The organism is Pseudarthrobacter sp. MOO13, assembly GCF_058267655.1.
Genome location: NZ_CM177848.1, coordinates 1,784,977 through 1,809,221, shown reverse-complemented (window position 1 = coordinate 1,809,221; position 24,245 = coordinate 1,784,977). Strand labels below are relative to the sequence as shown.

Sequence of the window (24,245 nt, the reverse complement as noted above, 5' to 3'; positions counted from 1 at the left end):
CTATCGGTTCCGACTGGGGCCGACCAACGCGGCAGGTGGTGCCCGGGGCTTGGTTCAGCCGCTGAAACCGGTGATGGCCAGTGCCCTGCTGATGCCGTCAAGGGGATGTGGACCGTCAGAGTCCGGATGCTGTGTTGATTCCGGGAACGGCAAAGTCGCGGTCCTGGCCAGGTCCCAGGCCATGCTCGCGCTCAGGCTGATGCCCCGGGGTCCGGTCCTTCTGGTGGTGCCCCGGATCAACAGCAAACGGGTGCCAAAAAGGAGGGGCCCTGCACTCTCCTGGGCCTCATGGAAGAAGACTGAGTCCACGCAGCCTGTACCGTCGTCGATGCTGATGAACACAACCCGCCTTCCGCCGCGCATGGGAGGGGTCTGGGTGGCCACCCGCACACCGGCCACCAGGACCTCGGTGCCGTTGCGCAGGCTGAGGAGTGAGTCAGCAGTGGTGACGCCAAGCTTGTCCAGTAACGGCCGGTGGCTGTCCATCAGGTGGCTGCTGACATCGACGGCCATGAGATCGAGTTCGGCCCTGACATTCTCCACCAGGGTGGGTGCCGGGAGTCCGGGTTTGATATTTCGCAGTTCAACATCCCCCAAGGGCAGGGAAAGTTGCCCTTCAAGGACTTCAACTCCCTTCCGTGCCCCTTTGCCTGCTTGGAGTTGTTGGAGGTGTTGCACAAGATCGGCCCGGTTTGCTTGGCCTCCCGCTTCACGGTGCAGTGAATCGAAGGCGCCCAGCTGCGCCAGGCGCCGGATGCTGGGCTTGCTGAGCCGCGAGCGCGACCTGAGGTCCGCCAAAGAGTCGTAGGGCTGTCCGGCGACAATCCGCTTCAATTCCGTCGCTGAGAGCCCGTAAATACCGTTCAGGCTCAATCGGATACCCAATTTTCCCTGGTCCTTGCCTTCCTCCACCCGTTCCACCCGGTACTCCGCCTGGCTGCGGTTGATGTCCAGGGGCAGGATGGGGATGCCAAGACGCCGGGCTTCGGCTACCAGCAGCCGCTTGGGATACATTCCCGGGTCATGCTCCCAGAGCCCGGCGAGGAACGCTTCCGGATGGTGGGCCTTGAGCCAGGCAGACTGGTAGGTGGGCACGGCAAAAGCGGCACCGTGGGCCTTGCAGAAACCAAAGCTGCCAAAGGCCTTGAGGGTTCCCCAGACCTTGTCCACCACGTCAGGAGCGTAATTGCGGGCACGGGCTTCGCGGCGGAAGAATTCCTCCACCGCAGTCTCCAGCGCTTCGTTGCCCAAGGCGCGCCTGAATTCGTCCGCGCGGGCCAGCCCACAACCGGTCATGACATTGAACGTCTTGAGGATCTGCTCATGGAAGACCGTCACTCCATGGGTTTCCTGGAGAACGGGCTTGAGGTCCGGGTGCGGATACACCTCCGGGGCGAACCCATGGCGGTGTTCCAGGAAGGGACGGACCATGTCCGATTTCATGGGTCCCGGCCGGAACAAGGAGATGTCGATAATGAGGTCGTTGAACTCCCGGGGTGCCAGCTTTCCAATCAGTTCCCGCTGGCCCGGGGATTCGATCTGGAAACACCCGAGGGTGTGGGTGCTGCGGATCAGCTCATAGGTCGGTTCGTCATCGAGGGGGACGGCGTTGAGGTCGATCCGGCCGTCAGCGGCGATGTAGTCAGGTCCCCTGCCATCCGGACCTGCCGGGTGGCGGCCAGCAGCCACCACCTCGGCCTTGGAAGGGTGCAGGCGGATCACTTCCCGGACCGCGAAGGCCATGGCGCTCTGCATCCTGACGCCGAGGACATCGAGTTTGAGCATTCCCATGGGGTCCATGTCGTGTTTATCGAACTGGCTCATGGGCAGGCCCAGGCCGCTGGGCTGGACAGGGGTGCGGTCCAGGAGCGTGGCGTCTCCCAGGATGACGCCGCAGGGGTGCATCGAGATATGCCGGGGCAGCCGGTCCAGCCGCTCCGTCAGGTCGACCAGAAGGTCCAGCTGCTGGTTTCCGTCGGCGTCTTTGTGCTCCACCCGGCCGGCGAACTCCTTGAGTTCGGGTTTTTCCTGCAGCGCTTCGCGGAATTTCCTGGCCGAGAACCGCCACAACTGCTTGGCAATTTCCCCCACCTCGTCATCGTCCATCCCCAACGCCATCCCGGCGTCGCGCACTGCCCCGCGGGCCCGGTAGCCGTTTTGCATGCTCATCAGGGTGACGCGCTCTGAGCCGAAGCGTTCGAAGATTTGGCGGTAGACGTTGTGGCGTTCAGCGCTTTCAACGTCGATGTCGATGTCCGGCAGGGTGGCACGGTCGTTGGAGAGGAACCGTTCAAAGATGAGATCGTGCTGCAACGGATTTACGTGGCTTACCTCGATCAAATAATTGACCAGGCTGGACGCCCCGGACCCACGGGCTGCCGCCCTGACTCCCATGTCCTGGATCATCCGGGATACCTCTGCCACAGTCAGGAAGTAGGACGAGAACCCCAGGTTCCGGATGATCCCCAGCTCATGCTCAAGCCGAGCCAGCATCGTTTTTTCGTCGTGTCCGCCGATCCCCGGGAACCGCCTGCCAATTCCGGCATGGCACCGCTGGATGAGTTCCATATGCGGATCCCGGGTAATGCCAATGACTGATGCCTCCGGCACCACGGGCTGCTTCCATCCCATGTCCGAGGTGGGGTCCATCCGGCAGAGGTCGGCGAGCGCCTCGGTTTGGGCCATCAGTTGCTTGAGGTCAGCGGCCCCATACCCTGCTGCGGTAATGATTTCCTTGCCCAGGCCGAGCATCTGTTCCGCGGTTTTCAGCCACCCCTGGCCTGTGGGCTGGAGCAGCGGTTCCCCTGCCAGCTCCGGCAGGGACTTCAACGTCCGGGCAGAGTCAAGGACATCCGCGGTTGGCGCCCCGTCCGCAGCGCAATACCGCACCGCGTTGCTGAGGATGGCGGGGACGTGGTGTTCTTCGGCGAGCCGGAGCATGCGGACTGCATGGGCAGTGCTGAGGGGGAAGCCGGGCGCGCTGAGCTGGGAGACGATTTCTGCAACGACGGTTCCCGCGGGCATGGCATCCAGCCATTGTTTGAAAAGGGTTCGGGGACGGAGGTACCGCCTGCCTCCCATGGCCTTGCCGACGTCGGAATCCGGTCCAATCAGCACGGTCAGCACCGGTTTGAGCGTTGCCGGGTCGAGGGTCCGGGAGGCCAATTCGGCGCGGGTGACCGCTACCGGCACTGTTCCCCCGGCCTTCCCGGAGGTCCGGGCGTGGGCATCGGAAACCAGCCGGCATAGAGCACGGTAACCCGCGCCATTGTTGTGCCCACGGGCGAGCACCACCACCCGCCCGGCTACCTGCGTGCGGTGGTCCCCGTCGTCGTCGAAGACCGCAAGGTCCACCCCCACGATGGGGTCGATGCCTGCAGCCATGCAGGCTTTGAGGTGCTTGATGGTGCCATACAGGCCGTCCCGGTCGGTGCATGCCAGGGCAGTGGCGCCGTCGCTTGCGGCGGCCTGTGCAAGTTCCTCCGGCCAGGAGACGCCGTAATGGGCGCTGAATGCTGTGGAAACGTGAAGGTGGGTGAAGCTCATGCTGTTCTGGGGCGAAGGGCGTCATGGATCCGCAGCAGCCGCCACCGGCCGCTGCCAACATGCCGGGTGAGGTCGAGGGTCAGGGGTTCTGAAGCATTGTTCCCAGCAGCGGGAAGCACCTGGATTCGCCAGATTTCGTGGTCCACCACGCCAGGGCCGCTCCCCAGGGGAGCCCTGGCGTCTTCAGCCCACCACTGGCGGCGTTCATACCACCGGACGGGCTCAGCGCAGACGAGATAGTCCCTGCCTGCCCACGTTAACGATTCAGGCTGCCCGGAGGGGGAACATGCCACGTCTATGGACTCGCTGAACATGCCCATGCGCGCCTCCCGGACGGTTCTTCCCAAATGCTCCATTCGAATATGTGTTCGAATAAATCAAGTCTACGCCGGGGAGCCGGCAAAACATAGGCGGGGGTGGACGGACCGTGCGGCAGGGAGCAGGATGATGGCATGAGTACCGATGACGCACTCCTGAAGCAGGCAAGCATCAAGACCCAGGACTCCACCCTGGTGGCCACGTTCGATATCGATGGCGCCATTCCGGAGTCCGGCGCCTACGTGGTGGGCTTGATGGGAGCCACGCCGGACTATTCAACGCAGCGGCGGCTTTGCATTGAATTCATGAACGGGGAGGCTCATTGCCTGCTACGCGTTCAACCGGGACCAGGGAATCGAAGAAGACTACGACCTGTCCGGCGTATCCCACTCGGAAAACACCATTACCGGGAGCTTTCCCGCCACGGCCTTGAACGGGCTCGGGAAAGGACACGTCCTGTCAGCCTTCAGCGAGGCGGACGGTCGGGAGTTCCAGCATGGGGTTCCGGTGGAGGAAGCCCTGTAGGGGTTTCCTTAGCTGTTTTCCTTATGGATCTTCAGTTCGAGTTCAATGAACGCGGAGATCATGGCCCGGTAGGTTGACTCGACGATGTCCGGGTCAATGTCTTTTTTCTCTGCCGCGGCCCGGACGTGCTCGATGATCCGCTCCACCCGGCCGGGGGCCCGCACCTCGGCGTCGTCGCCTTTCAGGGTGCCGGCGATCCGGATCAGCCGCTCGCGGCGGGCGATGAGGGTGACAATCTGGTCATCCACCTCATCGACGGCAACCCGGACAGCTGCGAGCTGTTCCTTGTCGGCCTGGGCATCCCGATCGTTTCCTTGAATTGTCGCCATCATCTGACAGTATCGAAGCATGGAGCCAAGAGTCGACTTTATCTCCCTCGGCGTCCGCAGCGTTGACCGGTCGCGGGCCTTCTACATCGACGGCCTCGGCTGGCCGGTCCACCGCGAGGTTGCCGGGGAGGTGCTGTTCATCCAGGTGAACCACGGGCTGGTGCTCTCCCTCTGGGACGCCCGGCAGATGCAGGCGGAGGCAGGCGTCAGCCCGCCGGACGGGGTTCCCTGCATCACCCTCAGCCATAACCTCGCCAGCGCCGGGGACGTGGACCGGGTCATGGAAGAGGCCGCAGCGGCGGGGGCAGCCATCATCGCCGAACCCGTTACCCAGCCCTGGGGCGGCTACACGGGGTACTTCGCGGATCCTGACGGCTTCCGCTGGGAAGTCGCCTACAACCCCACGTGGACCGTGGACGACGCCGGCACGGTCACCGTGTGACGGCGTCCGCACCCTGGCAGGGACTGCTAGAACAGTGCCTCCACAGGGCGGATCAGGTCCGGTCCGTTGTTGCGGACGTTCCCCACGTCCTTGCCCACGGATTCCACGTGCCAGTCGGCGGCAGCTTCCTTGACCCCGGCCCGCACCAGGTCCACAAGGGCGGCTGCGTCGTCAGCCTGCGGGTCCAGCCAAGCCTGCGTGGTGGCCTTGTCCATGGGCAGGGGCACGCGGTCGTGCAGTTCCGTCAGCTTCCCGAAGATGGTGGATTCAGTCCCGGGCGGTGGGGTGTCCGCCGTGAGGATGGAAGTGGACAGCAGCCAGCGCCCTGGTTCCCCTTCCGGAATGGACGGGTCCTTCCACCACTCGTAAAGGCCGGCGAATACCAGCCCGTGGTCCTCACCGGGGTGCACATAATAGGGCTGCTTGGACTTCCCGGGCCCTTGCTTCCATTCGTAGTACCCGTCGGCGGGGACGGCGCAGCGGCGTGACTTCACGGCCTTCCTGAACGCAGGCTTCTCCAGCACCGATTCGCTGCGGGCGTTGATCATGCGCGACCCGATCCCGGGATCCTTGGCCCAGGACGGGACCAGGCCCCAGCGGGCCACATGCAACTGCCGTACCTGCCGGGCCCCTGCAGCATCCTCCACCAGCCGCTCCAGGACGATGGGGACGGCGTCCGTTGGCGCTACGTTCCACGACGGCGGGATGCTGACCTCCTCCTCCAACTCGGCGTCGAACTCGGCCAGCAGGTCCCCCACGGCGCGTGCCATTACGTAGCGTCCACACATGGGACCAGCATGCCACCGTCGCCACATACTGTCATGCAGCCGCCCCGCCGCCCCGGAAAGTCCGGGAATACCGGCGGCCACGCTACCGTTGACCGTAAGGAAACCTTTCAAGCGACGTTTAGGAGATCCGCGTGGACTTCACTCCCGAATCCGGCACCATCACCATGTTTTCCACTACTTGGTGCGGCTACTGCAACCGGCTGAAGAAGCAGCTGGACGCAAAGGGCATCGGCTACACGGAAATCAACATCGAAGAGGTGGACGGCACCGCCGAACTCGTGGAGAAACTGAATGGCGGCAACCGCACCGTTCCCACCGTCCTGTTCCCGGACGGCTCCGCTGCCACCAACCCGTCAGCTGCTGAGGTCCAAAGCAGGCTCGCTGCCTAAGCGGCAGGAGACAGCCGGCTTCGCGCCGAAGAACTGATGCGGGTCACGCCCCCAGGCTGCTGAAGGAAGCAGTTTCCAGGGTGGCGTGGCCCGCATACGTTTCCAGGAGGGCATGTTCCACGGCCGCCACATCCAGCCCGGGTACCAGGTCGTCGGCGGCGCCGGCCGTGGACGGGTCCCAGTCCAGGCCGAGGGCGGCATAGCTGTCCGTGAGCACCTTCCGGATGGGGCCTGAATCCTCCACCACAATCACCGAGCTGAACAGCCAGCCACCGGAAACCACCCGTTGGGCGGTGCCGACCAGCTTCACGCGGCGGGAGCTGTCGGCCGCATCGGTTCCGTGCACACTGAACTCGCCGGGGCAGTATTCGCCGGGAATTTCCCCTACCGCGGCCTGGACCCCGACGCTTCGCAGGGCCTGGGCAAAGAGCTCACCGAAATAGGCGAACCGGGCTTTGGATCCGGCTACTGCGTCGGCGTCCGGTTCGATGTGGTCCACCACCAAGGTCCCTTGGTGGTAGGCGGCGGCCCGTCCCCCGGCCCTGCGGACCAAGGGCTCAAATCCGTTGGCCAGGCAGGCCCGTGCGGCCGCATCAAATCCGGGCAACCGGGTGTCCCGTTGCCCGAAGGCGACGGTGGGAGCGGGCCGGTACAGGCGCAGGGTGGGACCGAGGCTGCCTGACCTGGCCCTGGCCAGCAGCTCCAGCCCGAATTCGAGGTCACGTCCCGCGCCGAGGGACACGTCCTGCCGCACCACAGTCAGCGGGCGGGCGTCGGTACCGGTGTGGTGCATTGTTGCTGAACTCCCTGGGGTCGATGGCCGCCGGCGGACGGGCCTCCCCTAGGTTACGCCCGACGACGGCACGGGCTTTAACGGCCCCGGCGCCCTGCCCACAGTGCGTGCAGCAGGGGAACCGCAGAAACGGCCATCAGGACGTTGCCGAATACCAGGTCGTCAGAGCGGACGATGGTGCCCGCCACCAGCAGCGCACCGAACACCAGGGCCGAACCGGAGCGCCGCGCCGCCCTTTCCAGCCGGGCAGCCTGCCGCTCCAGCCGCGGGACTGCGACCTCAAGCGATCCTTCCTCGAGCCGGCCGGCCAGGGCGTCCAGCCTGCCGGGCAGGCGGAAGGCGTTAGCGGCGGCATCGAGGGCCTGCCGGGCCACGTCCTGGACCACGTTGCCGCGTTCGTTCCGCAGCAGCTGCGCGGCGTAGGGTTCCACGGAGTCCCAGAGGTTGAAGCGCTCATCCAGGGCGCTGCATACCCCTGACGTCAGGGACATGGCGCGGATGATCAGGAGGAAGTTCTCCGGCAGCTGGAATGGCAGCGAGCGGACCACGTCACCGAATTCCACCGCGAAGTCGCGGAACTCGCGGGGGTCCACCTCGCGGAGTTCGGCAAAGCCCATGCCGCCGAAGCGGGCGAAAAGCTGGGTCATGGCCCGTTCCAGTCCTGCGCTGTCCGCCGACGGCATCAGCACGCCGACGTCGTTGATCGCCGCCACGAGTCCCTTGCCGTCGCGCGCGGCTGCAGCGATCAGGAGCTTCCGCAGGCCGCTGCGCGTGGAAGCCGTGACCTCCCCCATCATGCCGAAGTCGATGAACGTCAGCTTCCAGCCAGGTCCCCCCGTCCCTGCAGGGACAGGCGTGACGAAGATGTTGCCCGGATGCGGGTCGGCATGGAAGAACCCGTTGGTGAAGAGCTGGTCGAACATGATGGACGCGAAAACGGGGGCCACCGCGGCGGGATCGATGCCGGCGGTCCGGAGCGCTCCCGCATCGGTGATTTTGATGGCCGTGACGTCCTCGAGCGTGAGTACGCGGCGGGTGGTGCGCTCCCAGACGACTTCCGGCACTGCTACCCTGGCGTCGCCGGCAAAGTCTGCGGCGAAGCGTTCGGCGTTGACGGCCTCGTGCAGGTAGTCAATCTCCTGCAGGCTGATCTGGGCGAATTCCTCCACCAGCGCCGGCATGTCCGCGCGGCGGGAGACGAGGCGGACATGGCTGAGCCAGCCGGCCACCTTCCGAAGGGCGGCGAGGTCGACGTCGACGATCGCGCCGATGCCCGGACGCTGTACCTTCATGACGACGGCGTCCAGGCCCGTATCTTCGGCGTCCAGGAGATTCAGGCGGGCGCGGTGGGCCTGGCCCAGGGAGGCGGCCGCAATCGCGGATTCGTCCACGCTGGCGTAGACCCGGCCCACGGGGGCACCCAGTTCACGCTCTGCCAGGGCGGCGATCAGCGGGAAGGCCACGGGCGGCACCTCGTCCTGAAGCCCTTCGAGTTCTTTGGTGATTTCGGGCGGGAGGACGTCGAGCCGGGAGGACAGGAATTGCCCCACCTTGATCATCAGGCCGCCGAGGTCGATGGCCAGGTCGTGGAACCGGCGGGCAAAGTTCTGCATCCGTCGGGACCGTGTCCGCGTGGAGATGCTGCCCAGCCCCACCCTGGGCAGCAGCAGTTCGAACCACCACGTGGTGGCAAGATGCCAGGCGGCAAACCGGAGGATCCGCCGGTACCGGCCGCGGTGTTCCCGCATGGGCGACGCCGGGTCGGCCCGGTCCCGTACGGTCAGCGCCACCCGGGTCAGTCCTGCGCGAGGATGGCGTACAGCCGCCGGCGGGCCTCGTCGAGCACCGCCACTGCCTGCTGCACCTGGTCCGGTGAACCGGTCCTGCCCACCTGCGCCGCGGCCTGGGCCAGCTCAATCCCGGCCTTCGGAAGGGAGGCGCCGCCGGTTCCGAAGGTGGCGGCCGCGGGATCCCAGGGCGCGGACCCGTGCAAGTCAGCCGCCTCTTCGCGGCCGGCATCGGTCAGCGAGTAGATCTTCCTGCCGTTGGATTCCTCGGCCCTGATGGACCCTTCGTCTGCCAGGAGCTGCAAGGTGGGGTAGACGGACCCTGCGCTCGGCTTCCAGCTGCCGCCGCTGCGCTCCTCAATCTCGTGGATGACCTGGTAACCGTGCATGGGCTGCTCAGCGAGCAGCGCCAGAATCGCCGCCCGGACCTCGCCTTTCCCGGCCCGGGTTCCAGCCCGTTTCTCGAACCTGGAGCGAAACTCTTCGACCGCTTGCCACATTCCGTCCAGGTTGTTCCCGCCGAACCCGCCTGCAGGGTTTGAACCACGCATGATGCACTCCTTCGTCAATCGCGAACGATACACAACGATACTCAGCGATACATTCCGGCACCATAGCCGGACGGCCGGTTTCCGGGGCCGGAAAGGCCCAGGCGGCGTCAGGTCCTGCGCAAGGTGAGGATTTGCTCCGCCCGGCCGAAAGGTCCCTGCCGGTCGTGCAGCACCGTGGACGTGAGCCCAATCCCGTCGGAGCCGAAGGAAACGGCGTTGTCCAGCCCCAGCCACTCCCCTTGCGGCCGGCGGTACATGTGGATCTGCAGGTCCAGGTTGGGGAAGGCATAGCTGTCCTTGCCGGGCGGGACCCTGGCGGCGATTCCGTTGGCCGTGTCCACCATTCCCATCAGCCGCGCCAGGTCGCCACTGTCGGCCCGGTCGGTCAGCGGGTGCCCGGTGCGGAGCCACACTTTCCCGGCGCCGGGGCGGTGCCCCTCAGCCACCCGCATTTCCAGGGAACGGATGTAGCCTCCCGGCCAGACCGCCGAACCATCGTACGGCTTGCATTCGTCCGGGCCTGGTATGGCCGTGTCTTCGACCTCTGCTACCGGGCTGGTATCGCTGGTCAGCATGCGCCACGCCGTGGCACGGATGGCGGTACGGCCGCCGGCCACCAGTTCGGCCTGCACAAGTTCAATGGTCCTGCCTGGCCGCAGCGTGGTGGTCTCGATCCGGAAGTCGCCACCGGGGATCAGTCCCAGGATCTCGTAGCTGATCCGGGCCATCCGCATGTCGTCGCGCGGCTGGTGCCGTTCCAGGAGGTCAGCCATCAGGCCCGAGGCCGGCGCCATGTGCTGCTCGTGGGTGTTCCAGGCACCCTGGGCATGGATGGTTGACCGGAACCGGCCCCCGCCCAGTTCCTGGTAGTAGAAGTTGCCCTCGGCGAGTTCAGGCAGGTCTGCAGTCAAAGCTGGCCCCTTAAGCAAAGTTCAGTGAATTGCCACTAACCCTATCGCCAGTGAGTGCGCCGCGACGCGGCAGGCAACGAAATGTTGGCGGGTACCACAGCCAAGCGGACTACACTCAGGAACTGGTCCTGTCAGCAACCCTCAAAAGAGGTGTTTCATGCGCGTCATCAGCTACAACCTCCGCAAGCATGCCGCAAGCGGCGAACTTCTCGCCCTGGCACGGAATCACGACGTCGATGCGCTGTGCCTCCAGGAGGTGGATTCCAGCGACCTCCCGGAGACCCTGGGCCCCCTCCATCTGGCGGATGCCACCAAGGGCAACAGGCTGGGCCTGGCCATCTACTACCGGACCAGCAGGTTCACGGCCCTGGACACGCAGTCCTTCGCGTTGAAGAAATCGATGCACGACAGGGTCCTTGCTCCGGCCCATGAGCGGCTGATCGGCACGCGGGTCATGGACAACCAGACCGAACACGAACTGGTGATCGGCTCGTTCCACGCAGCACCCCTGACGGCGTCGAACTCATTGCGGCGAAAGCAGATCCACGCGGCCCACGCGGAACTGCTCAGCATGGGCAAAGGCCTGATGACGCTGATGGTGGGCGACTTCAATTATCCGTTCTTCACCAAGAACCTGGATATGCACATGAAGAACTCCGGCTATGCCCTCTCCTTGAGCAACCGGCGCACCTACACCCGGTACAAGGTTTTCAAGGGCCATTTCGACTTCGCCACCTCCCTGGGGCTGGATATCGCCAGCGTGGAAACCCTTCCGCGCGGCAATTCAGACCACCTGCCCATCCTGGTGACAGCCGAGTACGGCGAAGGCTACTAGGCCCGGCTGCAACGCCGCCGTTTACCAGGATTCCCCGGCGTCCAGTTGTGCCATCAGGCCCGGCCAGGCTGCTGCGAAGCCGGGGTGGAGTTCCATGCCGTGGACTTCAGCCACCGGAACCCAGAGCAGGGCAATGCTCTCCGGATCGCTGATGACCGGTTCAAAGGACTCCCGCACACGGACCACCACGGTGGTGTAGGACCAGTAGCCATGGTCCAGCACGGAGGTAAAGAGAACGTCGACGTTGCCGGGCGGAACCGACGCTTCCTCGTAGGCCTCCCGGAGGGCGCCGTCGACCGGTTCTTCGCCCTGGTGCAGGGCCCCGCCGGGCAGGCCCCAGGTTCCGCCGTTGTGACTCCATACCGCGCGGTGCTGCAGCAGGACTCCCCTGGCGGGATCCCAGGCCAGGACCCCGGCCGCTCCGAACCTGCCCCAGAACCGGCCGCGGTCACCTTCCACCCAGGCGTCGCCCGGATCGCGGGGGCCGGTCCGCGGCGGCGGAGTGGAGGACAGGCTGGAGGGCGGGTAATGGTCCATTGCCCCAGTTTGACAGGTGAAGCGGCGGGACGTCATGTGCCCTGCCCGTGGTCGACGGCGAAATCACCGCCCGGGTACATGACTGTTTCGTGGCCGTCGTCGAACCGGACCAGGTAGGGCGGGCCGCCGCCTTGGCCGCGCACCTCCAGGATCACCCCGTGCCGGTCCGCGGACCCCACGTTCCTGCCGCGCACCACGATCCGGTCGCCTTGGGCTGCCTCCATGGCAATCACCTCCACGGCCCAAGGGTACGACCCGCGGGCGCACCGGAACAGTGCCGCATGGCAGGATTTCCGGTATGCCGCTGAACCTCGTCCTGCTCGCCGACACCCATGTACCAAAACGCGCCAGGGACCTGCCGGAGCAGGTGTGGTCCGCCGTCGAAAATGCCGATGTGGTTTTCCACGCCGGCGACTGGGTGGAGGCAGCCCTGCTGGACGAATTCGAACGCCGGAGCAAGCGGCTGCTGGCCGTCTACGGCAACAACGACGGTCCCGAACTGCGCCGGCGCCTGCCGGAAACGGCAACTGCCACCCTGGATGGGGTCCGCTTTGCCATGGTCCATGAGACCGGGCCGGCCACAGGACGCGAGCTCCGGTGCGAAGCACTGTACCCGGACGCCGATGTGCTGGTCTTCGGCCACAGCCACATCCCCTGGGACACGGTGTCACCGCGCGGGCTTCGGCTGCTGAACCCCGGGTCGCCTACGGACCGCCGGCGCCAGCCGGTTTGCACCTATATGGAGGCGGTACTCGACGATGGCGCCCTTGCCGGGGTCCGGCTGGTGGAGGTCCCGCGGTGAGCGCTTGGCACGGCGGCCGGAATTGCCTAGGCTGGAACAGTAAGCAAGCTTAGTTTTTATTGGCTACCCTTTCCGCAATTGCCGGCTGCTTCATGTCCCGGGCCGCCAATGGGCCCGCGTCCCACCCGAACAGGAGGACCACCATGACTGACCAGTACACCTTCCGCAATCCCGTGACCGCCTACGAAAAGATCTCCCCGCCCAAGCAGCACCAGCCCGAACCGGGCCTGGACGCCGACCTGGAGCCCAAGGCCGACCTGGGTGAGGAAACCTACCGCGGCACCGGCCGGCTGGAAGGCCGCCGGGCCATCGTTACCGGCGCGGACTCCGGGATCGGCGCCGCGACGGCCATCGCCTTCGCCAGGGAAGGCGCCGACGTCGTCCTTTCCTACTTGCCGCAGGAAGAGGAAGACGCCGCGCGCATCGCCGGGATCATTGAGGCCGCAGGCCGGAAGGCGGTCAAGGTGCCGGGCGACCTGAAGGATTCCGCAGCGTGCCGCGAACTGGTGGATACTGCCGTGGCAGTGCTGGGCGGGGTTGACGTCTTGGTCAACAACGCCGGAAAGCAGGTTGCACAGGAGGATCTGCAGGACATTTCGGATGAGCAGTTCGACCACACGCTCAAGACCAACGTCTACGCCATGTTCTGGGTCACGAAGGCTGCCGTGCCGCACATGCCCGCCGGCTCCACCATCATCAACACCACGTCCATCCAGGCCTACAACCCGTCGCCGACCCTGGTGGACTATGCCACCACCAAGGCCAGCATCAACAACTTCACCAAGGGCCTGGCTCAACAGCTTGCGCCCAAGGGAATCCGGGTCAACGCGGTGGCGCCCGGGCCCATCTGGACTCCGCTGCAGGTCAGCAGCGGCCAGCCCAAGGAAGAATTGCCCGAGTTCGGCCAATCCACTCCCCTGGGCCGTGCCGGCCAGCCCGCTGAACTGGCCCCCGCCTACGTCTTCCTGGCCTCACCCGAGTCCAGCTACGTGGTCGGCGAGACACTGAATGTCAACGGCGGCAGCCCCACGCCCTAGGCTCCCGGCCGCCCAACACGGCGGGCCCTCCGGTTATTCGGCGACCTCCTGGCCGGCCAGGAGCTCATCCGTGGCAGGATCCGGCTCGCCATCAAAAAATTGGGCCAGGACCGTCTTGAACACTGTTTCTCCGGGCGCGGCCCGGAGAAACAGTGTCATGGACGAACGGAGCTTCTGCGTATCGATTCCGCCAAGGATGTCCGACGCCGAACGGCCGGAATGCGTGGTGAGAGCCAAGGCACACTCAAGAAGGCGCGGGCCCAGGACGGGGTGGTCCAGGTAGGCCCGTGCCTCTGCCAGGGACGAGATGGCGTAAGTCCGCGACGTGGCGCTCTGCCCCAACCCGGCAACTTGGGGGAAAATGAACCACATCCAGTGCCCGGTCTTGTTGCCGAGCTGCAATTCGCCAAGCGCGCTTCGGTAGGTTCCCCCACTGTCTTGGGCGGCGACGAATCGTTCCAGGTCAAACGCTTCACTCATGGGCTCTCCTCTGTGGCTTGCAGGTCATTGTGTCAACTCTTTCTCCAGGAGGCGTGCTGCCGTTTGGAGTTGGGATTCAGGGTCTGCGCGCCAGCGCGCCAGGACAGCCGCGGCCCGCTGGCGGTCTCGGTGGTCCAAGCCGGCCAGCAAGGGCACCAGGACGTCGGAGACCAAAGGCCCGGCCAGCTCTGCCGCCTGGGCCGACCGGAGAAAGCCCTCCAGCCGGGTGAGGTCCGAATGCCGCAGCACCTGCACCTTTGTTTGCAGCAGGACAACGGCGGCCAGCCGGCGTTCGAAGACCGGCTGCGAGCCTGGTTTCGGCTGGCCCCACAGGGCGGAGGCCAGCATGACCGTGGTGTCATGGCCCATGTCCTTGAACTTCCTAAGGGCGTCCCGGACTGTGCCGCGGACTGCGCCGATCGAAGACCCGTAGGAGGCCAGGGCTCCGCCCAGCCGGTAGCCCACCTCGTCGGCCCGGTACCAGGCACCCTCGTTCTGAAGGGTCCGGTCGATAAATTCAGCAGCAGCCGCGACGTCGGGCACCTCGGTCACCGCCCCCGCCCCGCAGAGGCATGAAGGATACAGAATGGGGTCCAGGGCCGCGCCTCGAGCCTGCCGGCCGCAATGGGCTCGCCGCAGACCGCACAGGTTCCATAGGTGCCGTTGGCCAGCCGCTCCAGGGCTGCCTCCACTTGGTCCAGCCCGGCTGAACTCTGCTTCAACAATGCCGACGCCTGCGACAGTTCGAAGGCGATCGTGGCGCCCTCGGGATCGTGTTCGTCATCGACGTTGGAGTCCTGCCGGGCCGCGTTGGCCGCGTCGATATCAGCCCGCAGCGCCGGCAACAGGGCCAACCTCCGGGCCCGTTCCTCTTCGAGCAGCACCCTGAACCGTTCGAAATCTGGCATGCGGAAAGCCTAGCGCGTCAGTCAGTACCAGTTCAGGGCGACGGAATGGCTCCAGGCGCCGCACGGGGACCCGTAGCGGTCGCGGATGTAGCCGAGCCCCCAGTCAATCTGCGTCCGGTAACTCGTCAGCCAGTCGCTTCCGGCGCTGGCGTACTTTCCCGGCGGCAGGGCCTGGGCTATGCCATAGGCCCCGGATGAGGCATTCGTGGCCGTGGTCAGCCAGCCGGATTCCTTGGTCCACAGCTGGGACAGGCACTGGAACTGGTCGGCGCCCCAGCCGAGGGCACCCAGGCGTCCTGAGGCATAGGCCTTGGCGCCGGCAGGATCATTGACGGCACCGCCCGGGACGGAGGGAACGACGACGGGCGGCGGGCCGGGCACGGCCGGCTGCGGCGGACTGCCGGGAACCGGGCCGGCCGGCGGGGCCGGTACCGCCGCGTTGCCGGCCGGAGCTGCAGCCGCGGGTTTGGGCTGCCTGGCTGCGGCCGCGGCAGCCTGCGCCGCGGCTTCGGCCTGCCGGCGGGCCTGCTGCGCCGCAGCGGCGCGCTTGGCCTCCTGGGCCGCTTCATAGGCAGCCAGCGCCGCCTGGCCCTGGCGATACTCCCCCTCAAGTGCCGCCGTCGTTCCCTTCAGCGAGGCAAGCTGGGCGGTCAGTTCGGTGCTGTGCTGCTGTTCGTCATTTACCTGCCGGGCAAGCGCATCCTGGGCGGAGCGGGCTGCATCCAGTTTGGCTTTTGCTTCCCCGGACAGTCGTTCCCGCTCAGTGCGGGCCACTTTTTCCTGCTCTGCCAGTGATGCGGCAACTTTTCCGGCAGCCGCAGCTTTCTCCACCAGAGCAGCAGTCTTGTCGCCCACCAGCTGGACGAGGTTGAGCCCTTGGACGCTGTTGTTCCGCAGGGCATCAAGGGCCACGAAGAATCCGGTATTGGTCCCGCCCGTCTTGTACGCCTGGACGGCAAGCGCTCCGATTTCCTTGCGATGCCGGGCCAGTTCGTCGTTGGCGCGGGCAGCCCGGGCGGACAATGAATCCAGCCTTACCGATGCCGCTTGCAGCCCGGCGTCGGCTGCGGCGTAGTCGGCCGATGCCCGGACCGCCGTGTTACCGGCGGCTTCAGCCTGGGTCTGGAGGCCGTCCAGGAACCCATTGATGGTGGTGATCTCTGCCGCTTTCGCTGCCTCGGAAGACTGCGCCTGCTGCACGTCAGCCCAGGACGGATACCCACCGGGAGGTGCAGGCTCGTCTGCAGTGGCCGGCAGGACCGTGGCCGCTGCCACTGCGATGGCGAGCAGTCCCCCCACCAGCGGGGACGTGGGCATGGTCACGAACAGGGGCATAGTCCCGAAGCATACCGGCGGCACGCCGGAGCGGAAAGGCGGCCGTGCCTGCTTTGTTACCCGTTTGGTCCGGTGCCGGACCGGCGGGAGCCCGGCGTGGGTGGATCGGACCCATCCAATCGTTGGTTGAATACGAGAGAAGAACCTCGCATGTTATCTAAACGTGACAATGGGAGGGTCGGCGGGTTATGGTCTTCTGGTGTCCCTCCCCAAACGGGACACTCCCATCAGTTTGCCGAGCCCTGCCGCTGATACCGGGATTCAACCGCATTCATGCTGGCAGGGACGGGGGAACCAAGTTTCCACGACCTTTCAGGTCTTGGGGTTAAGTCGGACAGCTCCTCCGCCCACCGCGGAGATATGTTCGGCCGGGTATCTCCAACCCGAACCCGACAGCTCACCCCGCAGGCATGGGAGAGGCGATCAATCGTGTCAAAGAATCTCAGCACTGCCCGCCACCGCGCGACCCCGGCCCGCTCCATTGCGCTCGAGGGACTCGCCGTGACGGCCAAATCACAGGCCCGTTCGTTTGGCCGTCCGGCCCTCGCTGTTGCCGCCGCGTCCGGCATCGCGTTCGGCGTCGGCGCCCCGGCCCATGCGGGCGTGACGGGCGCGGACACCACTGAGCAGGCCAGCGTCCAGGCCGCCGCAGCTCCTGCAACTGCTCCGGCAGCCGCGGCAGCAACCGTCCACACCGTCGTTTCCGGGGACACCCTCGGCGCGATTTCGGCCGCGTACGGAGTCAGCCTCAATGACCTCCTGGCTGCCAACGGCCTGGGATTGTCGTCCATCATCTACCCCGGTGACCAGATCCAGATCCCCGGCGCCGGCTACGTGGCAGCACCTGCGCCGGCAGCGGCCCCCGTCCAGGCGGCAGCCGCCACCGCACCGGCGAACACCGGCATGAACATGTCCTACGCATCAGCAACGCCGGTGGCGTCCACCACCGGGAGCGGGACCGGTGCTGCCATCCTGGCCTCCGCCTACGGCCAGGTCGGCGTGAGCCAGGACTGCACCGCCATGGTTGAAAAAGCCCTGCGCTCCGTCGGCAAGAGCGTCGGCGACCTGGCTCCCACGCAGTTCTTCCAGTACGGCAGCGTGGTCGGGAGCCCGGCACCCGGCGACCTCATCATCACCTCGGGCCACGTGGGCGTTTACGCCGGCAACGGCCAGGTTGTGAGTGGCGGCGTCAACGGCTACACCACGCAGGTGCACTCCATCAGCTGGCTCAGCGGCTACTCAGTGGTCCGCGTCGCCTAGTCTTCGCGCAGTAAAGCCTGCTCCCAACAGGAGGGTGGCAGCCGGGTCTCCGGTTGCCACCCTCCTGTTGTCGTCGGATCAGGTCCCGCAAAAGGTCGTATACGTCCCGAAGTCCGCCGGGGCACCGTCCATGTAGCGTTCCAGCCCGGCCCGCTCGGTGAAAGGATCGGTCACGGCCTGAAGCAGGCGGTGCAGCGGGGCAGTGTCTCCCTCCGTGCCGGCGGCGAGGGCTTCCTCCACCAGATGGTTCCGTGGAATGTACGCCGGGTTGACGCTGTCCATCAGCCCTGCGTCGGGTTGCAGCGCCAACCACCGCTCCGACCAGGCGTCGAAGCCGGCCAAATCCATCACCATCCCGCGCACCGGGCGCAGGTCGCCGCGGGCCGCCCTGCCTAGGTTACGGAAGAACAGGGTGTAATCCACCGGGCCGTCCTTGAGGATGGCCACCACATCGTCAATAAGGCTGGACGCGGCGTCGTCGCTGGCGTTTCCAGCGGCAAGACCCAGTTTGGTTTTCATGCCGCCCGTCCACGCCGTGCTGTACTGTCCACGGAATCCACCGAGCACCTCCACCGCTGCAGCAACAGCTTTGTCCTCGTCTTCGTCAACGAGCGGCAGCATTGCCTCGGCAAGGCGGGCAAGGTTCCATTCGGCAAGGACTGGCTGGTTGGCGTAGGCGTAACGGCCACTGACATCGATGGAACTGAAGACGGCGGCGGGATCGAAGGCATCCAGGAACGCACACGGGCCGTAATCAATGGTTTCCCCTGAGATGGTCATGTTGTCCGTATTCATGACCCCGTGCACGAATCCCGCCAGCATCCACCGGGCCACCAGCCCGGCCTGGGCGGAACAGACGGACGCAAACAGTGCCAGATAGGGGTTTGGGGCGACGGCAGCGTCCGGATAGTGCCTGCTGATGGCGTGGTCAGCCAGCCGCTTGAGCAGGTCCATGTTCTCCGTGGCCCGGGCGTACTGGAAACTCCCAACCCTCAAGTGGCTGCTGGCCACCCGCGCCAGGACAGCACCGGGCAGCATGCCCTCGCGCCGGACCTGCCGCCCCGTCGCCACGACGGCGAGGGAGCGCGTGGTGGGAATACCCAGGGCGTGCATGGCCTCACTGACAACGTACTCGCGCAGCATTGGCCCGACGACGGCCCGGCCGTCCCCGGCGCGGGCGAAGGGGGTGCGCCCCGAGCCTTTGAGGTGGATGTCCAGCAGGCGGCCGGCGCGGTCCGTGACTTCCCCCAGCAGGAGCGCGCGTCCGTCGCCGAGCAATGGGGAGTAGCCGCCGAACTGGTGGCCCGCGTAAGCCTGCGCCACCGGGGTGGCACCGGCCGGAACGTGGTTGCCCACGAGGAGGCGCACCCCTTCCGGACTGCGGAGGTATCGCGGGTCAAGGCCCAGGCCTGCTGCGAGCTTTTCATTCAGGACCAGGAGTTCGGGGTCCGGAGCTTCCTCGGCCTGCCAGGGAACGGCAATTTCCGCCAGTTCACGGGCGAAGCGGCCGTCTAAGGTGACCGTGGATTCAGCTGCTGCCGTCATGGGTTAACCCTATCGCCGTGGTGCCGCCCGCCCCTCCTGCACGGAGAGCTTCAGGCCCTGCCGCCGCTGGCCCCTGCATCATCCAGCCCCTTGGCATAGGCCGCCTGGCCGGCATGCTGGAGGCAGTCCCCCAGAATGCTGACAAGCCGCACCCCAAGGGTCACCGGCGGATCCCAGCGCCAGTCCGCCACGCGGTCCAGGTCCTGTTCTTCCAGGCTTTCGAGGACCTTCGTGGTCTGCCGGTGGACTGCTTCACAGTACTCAAGCAGGAGCTCACCGGATGCCCGGACAGCATCCACCTGGCCGCTGGAGTGGCCATAGCCCGTGTCGCCTTCCGCCAGCGGGAGGCCAAAACGCGACACGAAGCCTTCCGACGTCCAGACCTGTTCCAACTCCGAGGCGGAGGCGACCTGCGCATCCTCCACCCTCCCCAGGTGCCACACCAGCCAGGCGATGGAGTTGCCGCGGCCGGAGGGGCGGTGCTGGAGCTGTTCCTCGTCGAGCCCGTCGAGCACCTGCCGGACCAGGCCCGGGAGGCGGCCAAAGGACTCAAGGAGCAATTCTTTGGAATCCATGGATCTGGCGCCTTTCGGGTTGCCCGGTCGGGGAACAATAAGGTTACTGAGTAAACGTCATGCCTGTGAACAGGCGGCCCCAGTCAACACGTGCGCTTGTTTCGACTTTGAGGGGGACGCGGGGTACAAGGTAACCAAGGTGCATCATGTCGTGGGCCGGGCGTTGACCGCAAGCAAGGAGAACCGATGGAACGCAGCAATGTATCCCCGGACAGTCACGGGGCAGAACCGTCCCGGCCCCAGTCCCCCGCGGCAAGGATGTCAGCGCTCTGGGCGGATGGTTTGGGCAGGGCCAGCATCAGGGCCGTCCAGGCGCTCTCGCTGCTGGCGCTCGCCTGGGTGGCCGTGGTGGCCGCCACCCGGGTTCCGCTGGTGACCGTACCCGTGCTGGTCGCCCTGATCCTGGCGTCGGCAATGGCTCCCGCCGTGCGGTGGCTCGCCGCCCGCGGGTTCCCCCGGTCGCTGGCCGTGCTGTCATCCTTCCTGGTGATCATCGCCGTCGCGGCCGGAGTGGTGGGCGGCATCGTTGCACTGGTCCGCCAGCAGGCCCCGGTTCTGGCAGCACGGGCGGAAGCAGGGATTGGCCAACTGCAGCAATTCATCACCACGGGACCCGTCGCACTGACCGGCGCGCAAATCGACGCGGCCCGCAACGAATTCCAGAAGTTCCTTGCCGGCGGAACCCTGGGAGCCGATGCGCTGACCGGACTCAGGACCGCCGGGGAGATAGCTGCCGGCACGGTCCTGACGGCCGTCATCCTTTTCTTCTTCCTCAAGGACGGCGAGAGGATCCGGTCGTTCCTGATCGGGTTCCTTCCCGGCAACCATCAAGGAAAAGCACAGTTGGCCGCGGAACGCAGCCTCCTGGTGCTCGGCGGCTACGTCCGGGGCACCCTCATCATTGCCGCTATCGATGCGATCCTGGTGCTGGTGGGGCTGCTCATCCTTCGGGTCCCCCTGGCCGTGCCGCTGGCCGCCGTGGTCTTCCTGGGCGGGTTCATTCCGATCATCGGGGCAACCACCGCCGGCAGCCTCGCCGTACTGGTAGCCCTGGTGGAAAACGGGCCGGTACCGGCGCTCATCGTGCTGATCATCCTGGTGGCTGCCAACCAGTTCGAACACCACATCCTGCAGCCTGTCTTCATGGGCCGGGTCCTGCGGATCCACGGGCTGGTCATCATCCTGGCGCTGACGGCCGGGGCCACCTTGGCCGGCGTGGTCGGGGCGCTGCTCGCAGTCCCGCTGGCCGCCGTCGGATGGACCATCTACAGGACGCTGTCCGGACGCGAAGCAACGGCCGGCGATCCACCGGCACCTTCGGCCTAGCGGCCCTCCTGCACGCCTGCTTCGGTGACTTTAGGCCCTAGAGTGCCGGTGGGGCGGGGGCCAGTCTTGAAGGGCAGGAAGACCCTTTCACGACAAGCAGGAAGTGCGGCCATGTCATCCCAGAAACCCATCGCCGTGGGCACCAACGATTCAGCACAAAGCCAGGCCGCAGTCTTGTGGGCTGCCCGTCGTGCACACGACGCCAAGCTGCCCCTGGTGATCCTCCACGTCGTCGATGACCGGTGGATCGCCGAGCCCTACCCCTGGTTCGGGACCCTGCAGCACGCTGGCGAGGAACTCCTGAAGACCGCCGCCGCGCGCCTTGAAGGATCCGTCCCGATCACGCCCGCCACGGAAATGCTCACCGGGAGCGTGGGCGGATCGTTGGCCAAATACTCCAAGAAGGCCTCCATGATGGTCATCGGCTCCGGGAGCGGACACCTCGGCGGCACCCTGGCCGACCGGGCGCTCCAGGTTGCCACCGCGGCGAAAGTCCCGGTCGCCGTTATCGGAACCCAGGACCTTGAGGGCAGGACGGGCGTCGTGGTGGGCGTGGATGGGTCGGCGGAATCGACCCAGGCTGTCGCGTTCGCCGCTGCCGAAGCAGACCGCAATGGCGACGAACTCACGGTCGTCTACGCCGTTAACGTCCCGAATCCGGTCGTCGATGCCGGCCTGACACCCGGCGCCCTCGCTGACCTGATCGTCGATGAGGAACGCGTTGTCCTCTCCGAAACCGTCGCGGGGCTCAAGGAAGACTACCCCGACCTGACGGTGCACCAGCGCCTTGTATCGGACAAGGGCCCGGTGGACGCCCTGGTCGACGCCGCCGCAGGGGCCCGCCTCCTGGTGGTGAGCAGCCGCGGACGGGGCTCCTTCAAGCGCCTGCTCCTTGGTTCCACCGCCCATGGCGTGCTGAAGCACCTTCCTTGCCCCACCATCATTACCCGGACCCAGGCCATGAAGGACACCATCTAGCCGCAGAGCCTGCAGGTCCTCTTCCCCACCTGTCCATGACCCCACCCGGAAGGTCCGGCGCCATGAAAAAACCCGCCGCAATCATCATGCTGATCCTTGGGATCCTGCTGGCACTCCCGGGCCTTGCAGCACTGGCGGGAGGCGCCGTGGCTTCCGCGGTGGGGTCGATCCAGGGAGACGGATTCCTCACGTCCGGTACGTCACGGTTCTCGGTGAACTCCTTCGCCCTGACTTCCCCACGCGGCGACACCATGGGGCAGGAAGTGCCCGGCCGGCTTCCCTTTGACATTGGTACCCTGCGGCTGCGGGCAGAATCCGAGACGGCGGGCAAGGCGGTCTTCATTGGCATCGCACCGCAGGCCGACGTCGAAAAGTACCTGGCCGGCGTGCACCACTCCGAACTGCTCAACGTCTCCCAGCGGCCGTTCCGGGCCGATTACCGTGATGTTCCCGGGACCAGTCCTGCCACACCGCCGGCGGACCAAGGCATCTGGAGCGCCTCGGTTTCCGGCTCCGGCCAGCAGGAACTCACCTGGAACCTGGCACCGGGGGCCTGGGAAATCGTGGTGATGAACGCTGATGCCTCCTCCGGCGTGGACGTCCAACTGCAGGCGGGCTTCCACTCAGACCTCTTCCGTCCGGCGGCCACGGCCCTGCTGGTGGCCGGGATTATTGCCCTGCTGATCGGGATACCCCTGATCATTGTCGGCGCGGCTGGGCTGGGGCGGCACGCAGGACCCCCAAGGGGCGGCCCGCCGGTGGGAGCACCGGCAACCGCAGGCCCGGCGATGGCCATGGCCGGGCCAGGCCAGGCCGCCGGACCAGCAGTACCCGGCACTCCGGCGCCGTACGGGGCATTCCATGAACCACAAGTCTTCGCTCCGGTACCTGTTCCCCCCACGGGCTACCCGGCGAGGCTGGTCGGCGAACTTGATCCAGGCCTCTCCCGCTGGTTGTGGCTGGTCAAGTGGTTCCTGGCCATTCCACACTTCATCCTGCTGTTCTTCCTCTGGTTCGCCTTCGTCATCACCACGATCGTGGCAGGATTCGCCATCCTGTTCACCGGCCACTACCCGCGGGCACTGTTCGATTTCAACGTCGGCGTGATGCGCTGGAACTGGCGGGTGGCCTTCTACGCCTACGCCGCCGTCGGCACCGATCTCTACCCGCCTTTCACGCTGAGGCGCACCAACTATCCTGCCGACTTCGACGTGGACTACCCTGAGCGGCTCTCCCGCGGCCTGGTCCTGGTGAAATGGTGGCTCCTGGCCATCCCGCATCTTCTCCTCGTGGCCGCATTCGCGGGCACCACGGGCGCCGTGTGGCGGTGGGAGGCAGGGAACGACATCATCGGTGGCACGTATGAACGCGGATCGGGCCTGTCCCTCCTGGGCCTGCTGGTGTTGATTGCGGCGGTCATCCTGTTGTTCACCGGCCGCTACCAGCGTCCATTGTTCGATTTCATCCTCGGCGTGGACCGCTGGATCTACAGGGTCCTGGTGTACACCTCACTGATGCGTGACGAGTACCCGCCCTTCCGGCTGGACCAAGGTGCCGGTGAGCCCGGCTTGGCCCCGGCCGCTCCCCCGGCGGGCCTTCCACCCGCCGCGGCCGGGCCGCCGCCGGCGGGCGGGCCCCAAAGCGTGGGGCCGGCGCAGTGACCTTCGCCCCTACCTCCCGGCCGCCGGGGCGAACGATGATGGGCGTGACCAGCCGGGTCCGATGAAGGAGCAGACATGAGCGTTGCCGGGGCACCGATAACCAACATCGTGGTGGGCGTCGACGGATCGGAGGCGTCCGTTGAAGCCCTCCGCCAGGCCCAGCGGATGGCCGTCCCGTTGGGCGCCAAAGTCCAGGCGGTAGCCTGCTGGGACTACCCCCAGGTGTATACCGGCTACGTGATGATGGGCGTGGAAGGCTTCGAGGAAGGCGCTAAAGCAGTCCTCGACGGCGCCGTGACGCAGGCCTTCGGCGCCGACACGCCGTCGAACGTCACCGCCACGCTGGTCCGGAGCCATCCGCGGGAGGCGCTGATCGACGCCAGCCGCGAGGCTGACATGGTCGTGGTGGGGCGCCGCGGGCACGGCGGGTTCGGCGGCCTGCTCCTGGGCTCGGTGAGCTCCGCCGTCGTCGCCCATGCCCACTGCCCGGTCCTGGTGGTTCACACCCCGGAGGCCAGCACCGCCGATTCCAAGGCCTCCTGACGGCGACGGCGACGACGCCAACAGCCACCGGCGTGCCGGGCGGG

The 24,245-nt window shown here is 66.4% G+C and carries 26 protein-coding genes, 1 pseudogene and 1 riboswitch; of the genes and pseudogenes, 11 read left to right on the top strand and 16 right to left on the bottom strand.

Annotated features, from left to right (window positions below):
- Positions 1-54: 54 nt before the first annotated feature.
- Together AC4EEO_RS08430 and AC4EEO_RS08425 are read right to left on the bottom strand one after the other, a co-directional pair.
- The gene (locus AC4EEO_RS08430) at positions 55-3,546 is read right to left on the bottom strand and encodes a DNA polymerase III subunit alpha (RefSeq protein ID WP_491340261.1); all 3,492 of its coding nucleotides are present in this window, start codon (positions 3,544-3,546) and stop codon (positions 55-57) included.
- On the bottom strand, positions 3,543-3,866 hold the full coding sequence (locus AC4EEO_RS08425) for a DUF6504 family protein (protein ID WP_491330008.1): 324 nt from the start codon (positions 3,864-3,866) through the stop codon (positions 3,543-3,545). The genes AC4EEO_RS08430 and AC4EEO_RS08425 overlap by 4 nt, the downstream gene beginning before the upstream one ends.
- Before the next feature lie 132 nt (positions 3,867-3,998).
- Here AC4EEO_RS08425 and AC4EEO_RS08420 point away from each other — a divergent pair.
- Positions 3,999-4,389 (top strand): annotated as a pseudogene (locus AC4EEO_RS08420) (hypothetical protein).
- Between the two features lie 8 nt (positions 4,390-4,397).
- On the opposite strand, the gene AC4EEO_RS08415 reads toward AC4EEO_RS08420, so the two are convergent.
- A complete protein-coding gene (locus AC4EEO_RS08415) occupies positions 4,398-4,721 on the bottom strand; it encodes a chorismate mutase (protein WP_109044521.1) in 324 nt (107 codons plus the stop codon).
- 16 nt (positions 4,722-4,737) lie between these two features.
- Between AC4EEO_RS08415 and AC4EEO_RS08410 the strand changes: the two genes are divergently transcribed.
- Positions 4,738-5,160, top strand: coding sequence for a VOC family protein (locus tag AC4EEO_RS08410; protein ID WP_018761467.1), 423 nt, complete (start codon positions 4,738-4,740; stop codon positions 5,158-5,160).
- Positions 5,161-5,186: 26 nt separating this feature from the next.
- Here AC4EEO_RS08410 and AC4EEO_RS08405 read toward each other — a convergent pair whose 3' ends face one another.
- Complete coding sequence (locus AC4EEO_RS08405) at positions 5,187-5,948, bottom strand: SOS response-associated peptidase (protein WP_081624120.1); 762 nt, start codon at positions 5,946-5,948, stop codon at positions 5,187-5,189.
- Between the two features lie 131 nt (positions 5,949-6,079).
- Here AC4EEO_RS08405 and AC4EEO_RS08400 point away from each other — a divergent pair, with 131 nt between their 5' ends.
- The gene (locus AC4EEO_RS08400; protein ID WP_018761469.1) at positions 6,080-6,337 is read left to right on the top strand and encodes a mycoredoxin; all 258 of its coding nucleotides are present in this window, start codon (positions 6,080-6,082) and stop codon (positions 6,335-6,337) included.
- A 43-nt stretch (positions 6,338-6,380) separates the two neighbouring features.
- Here AC4EEO_RS08400 and AC4EEO_RS08395 read toward each other — a convergent pair whose 3' ends face one another.
- The 4 genes from AC4EEO_RS08395 to AC4EEO_RS08380 form a co-directional block, all read right to left on the bottom strand.
- Complete coding sequence (locus tag AC4EEO_RS08395) at positions 6,381-7,130, bottom strand: lipoate--protein ligase family protein (RefSeq protein WP_018761470.1); 750 nt, start codon at positions 7,128-7,130, stop codon at positions 6,381-6,383.
- 77 nt (positions 7,131-7,207) lie between these two features.
- The gene (locus AC4EEO_RS08390) at positions 7,208-8,878 is read right to left on the bottom strand and encodes an ABC1 kinase family protein (RefSeq protein ID WP_133831695.1); all 1,671 of its coding nucleotides are present in this window, start codon (positions 8,876-8,878) and stop codon (positions 7,208-7,210) included.
- A gap of 47 nt (positions 8,879-8,925) precedes the next feature.
- Positions 8,926-9,468: a PadR family transcriptional regulator gene (locus tag AC4EEO_RS08385; RefSeq protein ID WP_018761472.1), complete on the bottom strand. Its 543-nt coding sequence runs from the start codon at positions 9,466-9,468 to the stop codon at positions 8,926-8,928.
- Positions 9,469-9,575: 107 nt separating this feature from the next.
- Positions 9,576-10,379, bottom strand: a complete 804-nt coding sequence (locus AC4EEO_RS08380) for a thioesterase family protein (RefSeq protein WP_133831613.1) — start codon at positions 10,377-10,379, stop codon at positions 9,576-9,578.
- A 157-nt stretch (positions 10,380-10,536) separates the two neighbouring features.
- On the opposite strand from AC4EEO_RS08380, the gene AC4EEO_RS08375 reads away from it, so the two are divergent.
- Positions 10,537-11,214, top strand: a complete 678-nt coding sequence (locus tag AC4EEO_RS08375) for an endonuclease/exonuclease/phosphatase family protein (RefSeq protein WP_018761474.1) — start codon at positions 10,537-10,539, stop codon at positions 11,212-11,214.
- A gap of 21 nt (positions 11,215-11,235) precedes the next feature.
- On the opposite strand, the gene AC4EEO_RS08370 is transcribed toward AC4EEO_RS08375, so the two are convergent.
- Together AC4EEO_RS08370 and AC4EEO_RS08365 are read right to left on the bottom strand one after the other, a co-directional pair.
- Positions 11,236-11,751, bottom strand: coding sequence for an NUDIX domain-containing protein (locus AC4EEO_RS08370; RefSeq protein WP_109044516.1), 516 nt, complete (start codon positions 11,749-11,751; stop codon positions 11,236-11,238).
- Positions 11,752-11,783: 32 nt separating this feature from the next.
- On the bottom strand, positions 11,784-11,975 hold the full coding sequence (locus AC4EEO_RS08365; RefSeq protein ID WP_018761476.1) for a DUF1918 domain-containing protein: 192 nt from the start codon (positions 11,973-11,975) through the stop codon (positions 11,784-11,786).
- A gap of 74 nt (positions 11,976-12,049) precedes the next feature.
- On the opposite strand from AC4EEO_RS08365, the gene AC4EEO_RS08360 reads away from it, so the two are divergent.
- Together AC4EEO_RS08360 and AC4EEO_RS08355 are read left to right on the top strand one after the other, a co-directional pair.
- Positions 12,050-12,553: a metallophosphoesterase family protein gene (locus tag AC4EEO_RS08360; protein WP_133831614.1), complete on the top strand. Its 504-nt coding sequence runs from the start codon at positions 12,050-12,052 to the stop codon at positions 12,551-12,553.
- A gap of 143 nt (positions 12,554-12,696) precedes the next feature.
- A complete protein-coding gene (locus AC4EEO_RS08355; protein WP_018761479.1) occupies positions 12,697-13,590 on the top strand; it encodes a glucose 1-dehydrogenase in 894 nt (297 codons plus the stop codon).
- 33 nt (positions 13,591-13,623) lie between these two features.
- On the opposite strand, the gene AC4EEO_RS08350 is transcribed toward AC4EEO_RS08355, so the two are convergent.
- Genes AC4EEO_RS08350 through AC4EEO_RS08335 form a run of 4 tightly spaced genes read right to left on the bottom strand, consistent with a single transcriptional unit; the run spans position 13,624 to position 16,313 of the window.
- On the bottom strand, positions 13,624-14,070 hold the full coding sequence (locus AC4EEO_RS08350) for a DUF1810 domain-containing protein (protein ID WP_133831615.1): 447 nt from the start codon (positions 14,068-14,070) through the stop codon (positions 13,624-13,626).
- A 24-nt stretch (positions 14,071-14,094) separates the two neighbouring features.
- Positions 14,095-14,622: a DNA alkylation repair protein gene (locus AC4EEO_RS08345; protein ID WP_133831616.1), complete on the bottom strand. Its 528-nt coding sequence runs from the start codon at positions 14,620-14,622 to the stop codon at positions 14,095-14,097.
- Positions 14,619-14,978 (bottom strand): TraR/DksA family transcriptional regulator, encoded by a 360-nt coding sequence (locus AC4EEO_RS08340; RefSeq protein WP_018761482.1) that lies wholly within the window; start codon positions 14,976-14,978, stop codon positions 14,619-14,621. The genes AC4EEO_RS08345 and AC4EEO_RS08340 overlap by 4 nt, the downstream gene beginning before the upstream one ends.
- A 21-nt stretch (positions 14,979-14,999) precedes the next feature.
- Entirely contained in the window at positions 15,000-16,313 is a 1,314-nt protein-coding gene (locus tag AC4EEO_RS08335) for a coiled-coil domain-containing protein (RefSeq protein WP_491340260.1), read from the bottom strand.
- A gap of 253 nt (positions 16,314-16,566) precedes the next feature.
- Positions 16,567-16,739: riboswitch (cyclic di-AMP (ydaO/yuaA leader) on the top strand.
- Between the two features lie 3 nt (positions 16,740-16,742).
- Between AC4EEO_RS08335 and AC4EEO_RS08330 the strand changes: the two genes are divergently transcribed.
- Positions 16,743-17,573 carry a C40 family peptidase gene (locus AC4EEO_RS08330; RefSeq protein WP_491340259.1) on the top strand — a complete coding sequence of 277 codons (831 nt, stop codon included), beginning with the start codon at positions 16,743-16,745 and terminating at the stop codon, positions 17,571-17,573.
- 78 nt (positions 17,574-17,651) lie between these two features.
- On the opposite strand, the gene AC4EEO_RS08325 is transcribed toward AC4EEO_RS08330, so the two are convergent.
- Together AC4EEO_RS08325 and AC4EEO_RS08320 are read right to left on the bottom strand one after the other, a co-directional pair.
- Positions 17,652-19,118, bottom strand: coding sequence for a protein adenylyltransferase SelO (locus AC4EEO_RS08325; RefSeq protein WP_491340258.1), 1,467 nt, complete (start codon positions 19,116-19,118; stop codon positions 17,652-17,654).
- 50 nt (positions 19,119-19,168) lie between these two features.
- Entirely contained in the window at positions 19,169-19,693 is a 525-nt protein-coding gene (locus AC4EEO_RS08320; RefSeq protein ID WP_491330020.1) for a mycothiol transferase, read from the bottom strand.
- A gap of 186 nt (positions 19,694-19,879) precedes the next feature.
- Here AC4EEO_RS08320 and AC4EEO_RS08315 point away from each other — a divergent pair, with 186 nt between their 5' ends.
- From AC4EEO_RS08315 to AC4EEO_RS08300, 4 genes are all read left to right on the top strand, one after another.
- Positions 19,880-21,019, top strand: a complete 1,140-nt coding sequence (locus AC4EEO_RS08315; protein ID WP_491340257.1) for an AI-2E family transporter — start codon at positions 19,880-19,882, stop codon at positions 21,017-21,019.
- A gap of 111 nt (positions 21,020-21,130) precedes the next feature.
- Positions 21,131-21,997 (top strand): universal stress protein, encoded by an 867-nt coding sequence (locus AC4EEO_RS08310; protein ID WP_491340256.1) that lies wholly within the window; start codon positions 21,131-21,133, stop codon positions 21,995-21,997.
- A gap of 62 nt (positions 21,998-22,059) precedes the next feature.
- On the top strand, positions 22,060-23,658 hold the full coding sequence (locus tag AC4EEO_RS08305; protein ID WP_133831621.1) for a DUF4389 domain-containing protein: 1,599 nt from the start codon (positions 22,060-22,062) through the stop codon (positions 23,656-23,658).
- A gap of 75 nt (positions 23,659-23,733) precedes the next feature.
- Positions 23,734-24,201 carry a universal stress protein gene (locus tag AC4EEO_RS08300; RefSeq protein WP_018761490.1) on the top strand — a complete coding sequence of 156 codons (468 nt, stop codon included), beginning with the start codon at positions 23,734-23,736 and terminating at the stop codon, positions 24,199-24,201.
- Positions 24,202-24,245: the final 44 nt, after the last annotated feature.

Coding starts and splice junctions, on each gene's coding strand:
- AC4EEO_RS08430 (WP_491340261.1), bottom strand. CDS start 3,546: ATGAGCTTCACCCACCTTCACGTTTCCACAGCATTCAGCGCCCATTAC.
- AC4EEO_RS08425 (WP_491330008.1), bottom strand. CDS start 3,866: ATGGGCATGTTCAGCGAGTCCATAGACGTGGCATGTTCCCCCTCCGGG.
- AC4EEO_RS08415 (WP_109044521.1), bottom strand. CDS start 4,721: ATGATGGCGACAATTCAAGGAAACGATCGGGATGCCCAGGCCGACAAG.
- AC4EEO_RS08410 (WP_018761467.1), top strand. CDS start 4,738: ATGGAGCCAAGAGTCGACTTTATCTCCCTCGGCGTCCGCAGCGTTGAC.
- AC4EEO_RS08405 (WP_081624120.1), bottom strand. CDS start 5,948: ATGTGTGGACGCTACGTAATGGCACGCGCCGTGGGGGACCTGCTGGCC.
- AC4EEO_RS08395 (WP_018761470.1), bottom strand. CDS start 7,130: ATGCACCACACCGGTACCGACGCCCGCCCGCTGACTGTGGTGCGGCAG.
- AC4EEO_RS08390 (WP_133831695.1), bottom strand. CDS start 8,878: ATGCGGGAACACCGCGGCCGGTACCGGCGGATCCTCCGGTTTGCCGCC.
- AC4EEO_RS08385 (WP_018761472.1), bottom strand. CDS start 9,468: ATGCGTGGTTCAAACCCTGCAGGCGGGTTCGGCGGGAACAACCTGGAC.
- AC4EEO_RS08375 (WP_018761474.1), top strand. CDS start 10,537: ATGCGCGTCATCAGCTACAACCTCCGCAAGCATGCCGCAAGCGGCGAA.
- AC4EEO_RS08370 (WP_109044516.1), bottom strand. CDS start 11,751: ATGGACCATTACCCGCCCTCCAGCCTGTCCTCCACTCCGCCGCCGCGG.
- AC4EEO_RS08365 (WP_018761476.1), bottom strand. CDS start 11,975: ATGGAGGCAGCCCAAGGCGACCGGATCGTGGTGCGCGGCAGGAACGTG.
- AC4EEO_RS08360 (WP_133831614.1), top strand. CDS start 12,050: ATGCCGCTGAACCTCGTCCTGCTCGCCGACACCCATGTACCAAAACGC.
- AC4EEO_RS08355 (WP_018761479.1), top strand. CDS start 12,697: ATGACTGACCAGTACACCTTCCGCAATCCCGTGACCGCCTACGAAAAG.
- AC4EEO_RS08350 (WP_133831615.1), bottom strand. CDS start 14,070: ATGAGTGAAGCGTTTGACCTGGAACGATTCGTCGCCGCCCAAGACAGT.
- AC4EEO_RS08340 (WP_018761482.1), bottom strand. CDS start 14,978: ATGCCAGATTTCGAACGGTTCAGGGTGCTGCTCGAAGAGGAACGGGCC.
- AC4EEO_RS08335 (WP_491340260.1), bottom strand. CDS start 16,313: ATGCCCCTGTTCGTGACCATGCCCACGTCCCCGCTGGTGGGGGGACTG.
- AC4EEO_RS08325 (WP_491340258.1), bottom strand. CDS start 19,118: ATGACGGCAGCAGCTGAATCCACGGTCACCTTAGACGGCCGCTTCGCC.
- AC4EEO_RS08320 (WP_491330020.1), bottom strand. CDS start 19,693: ATGGATTCCAAAGAATTGCTCCTTGAGTCCTTTGGCCGCCTCCCGGGC.
- AC4EEO_RS08315 (WP_491340257.1), top strand. CDS start 19,880: ATGGAACGCAGCAATGTATCCCCGGACAGTCACGGGGCAGAACCGTCC.
- AC4EEO_RS08310 (WP_491340256.1), top strand. CDS start 21,131: ATGTCATCCCAGAAACCCATCGCCGTGGGCACCAACGATTCAGCACAA.
- AC4EEO_RS08305 (WP_133831621.1), top strand. CDS start 22,060: ATGAAAAAACCCGCCGCAATCATCATGCTGATCCTTGGGATCCTGCTG.
- AC4EEO_RS08300 (WP_018761490.1), top strand. CDS start 23,734: ATGAGCGTTGCCGGGGCACCGATAACCAACATCGTGGTGGGCGTCGAC.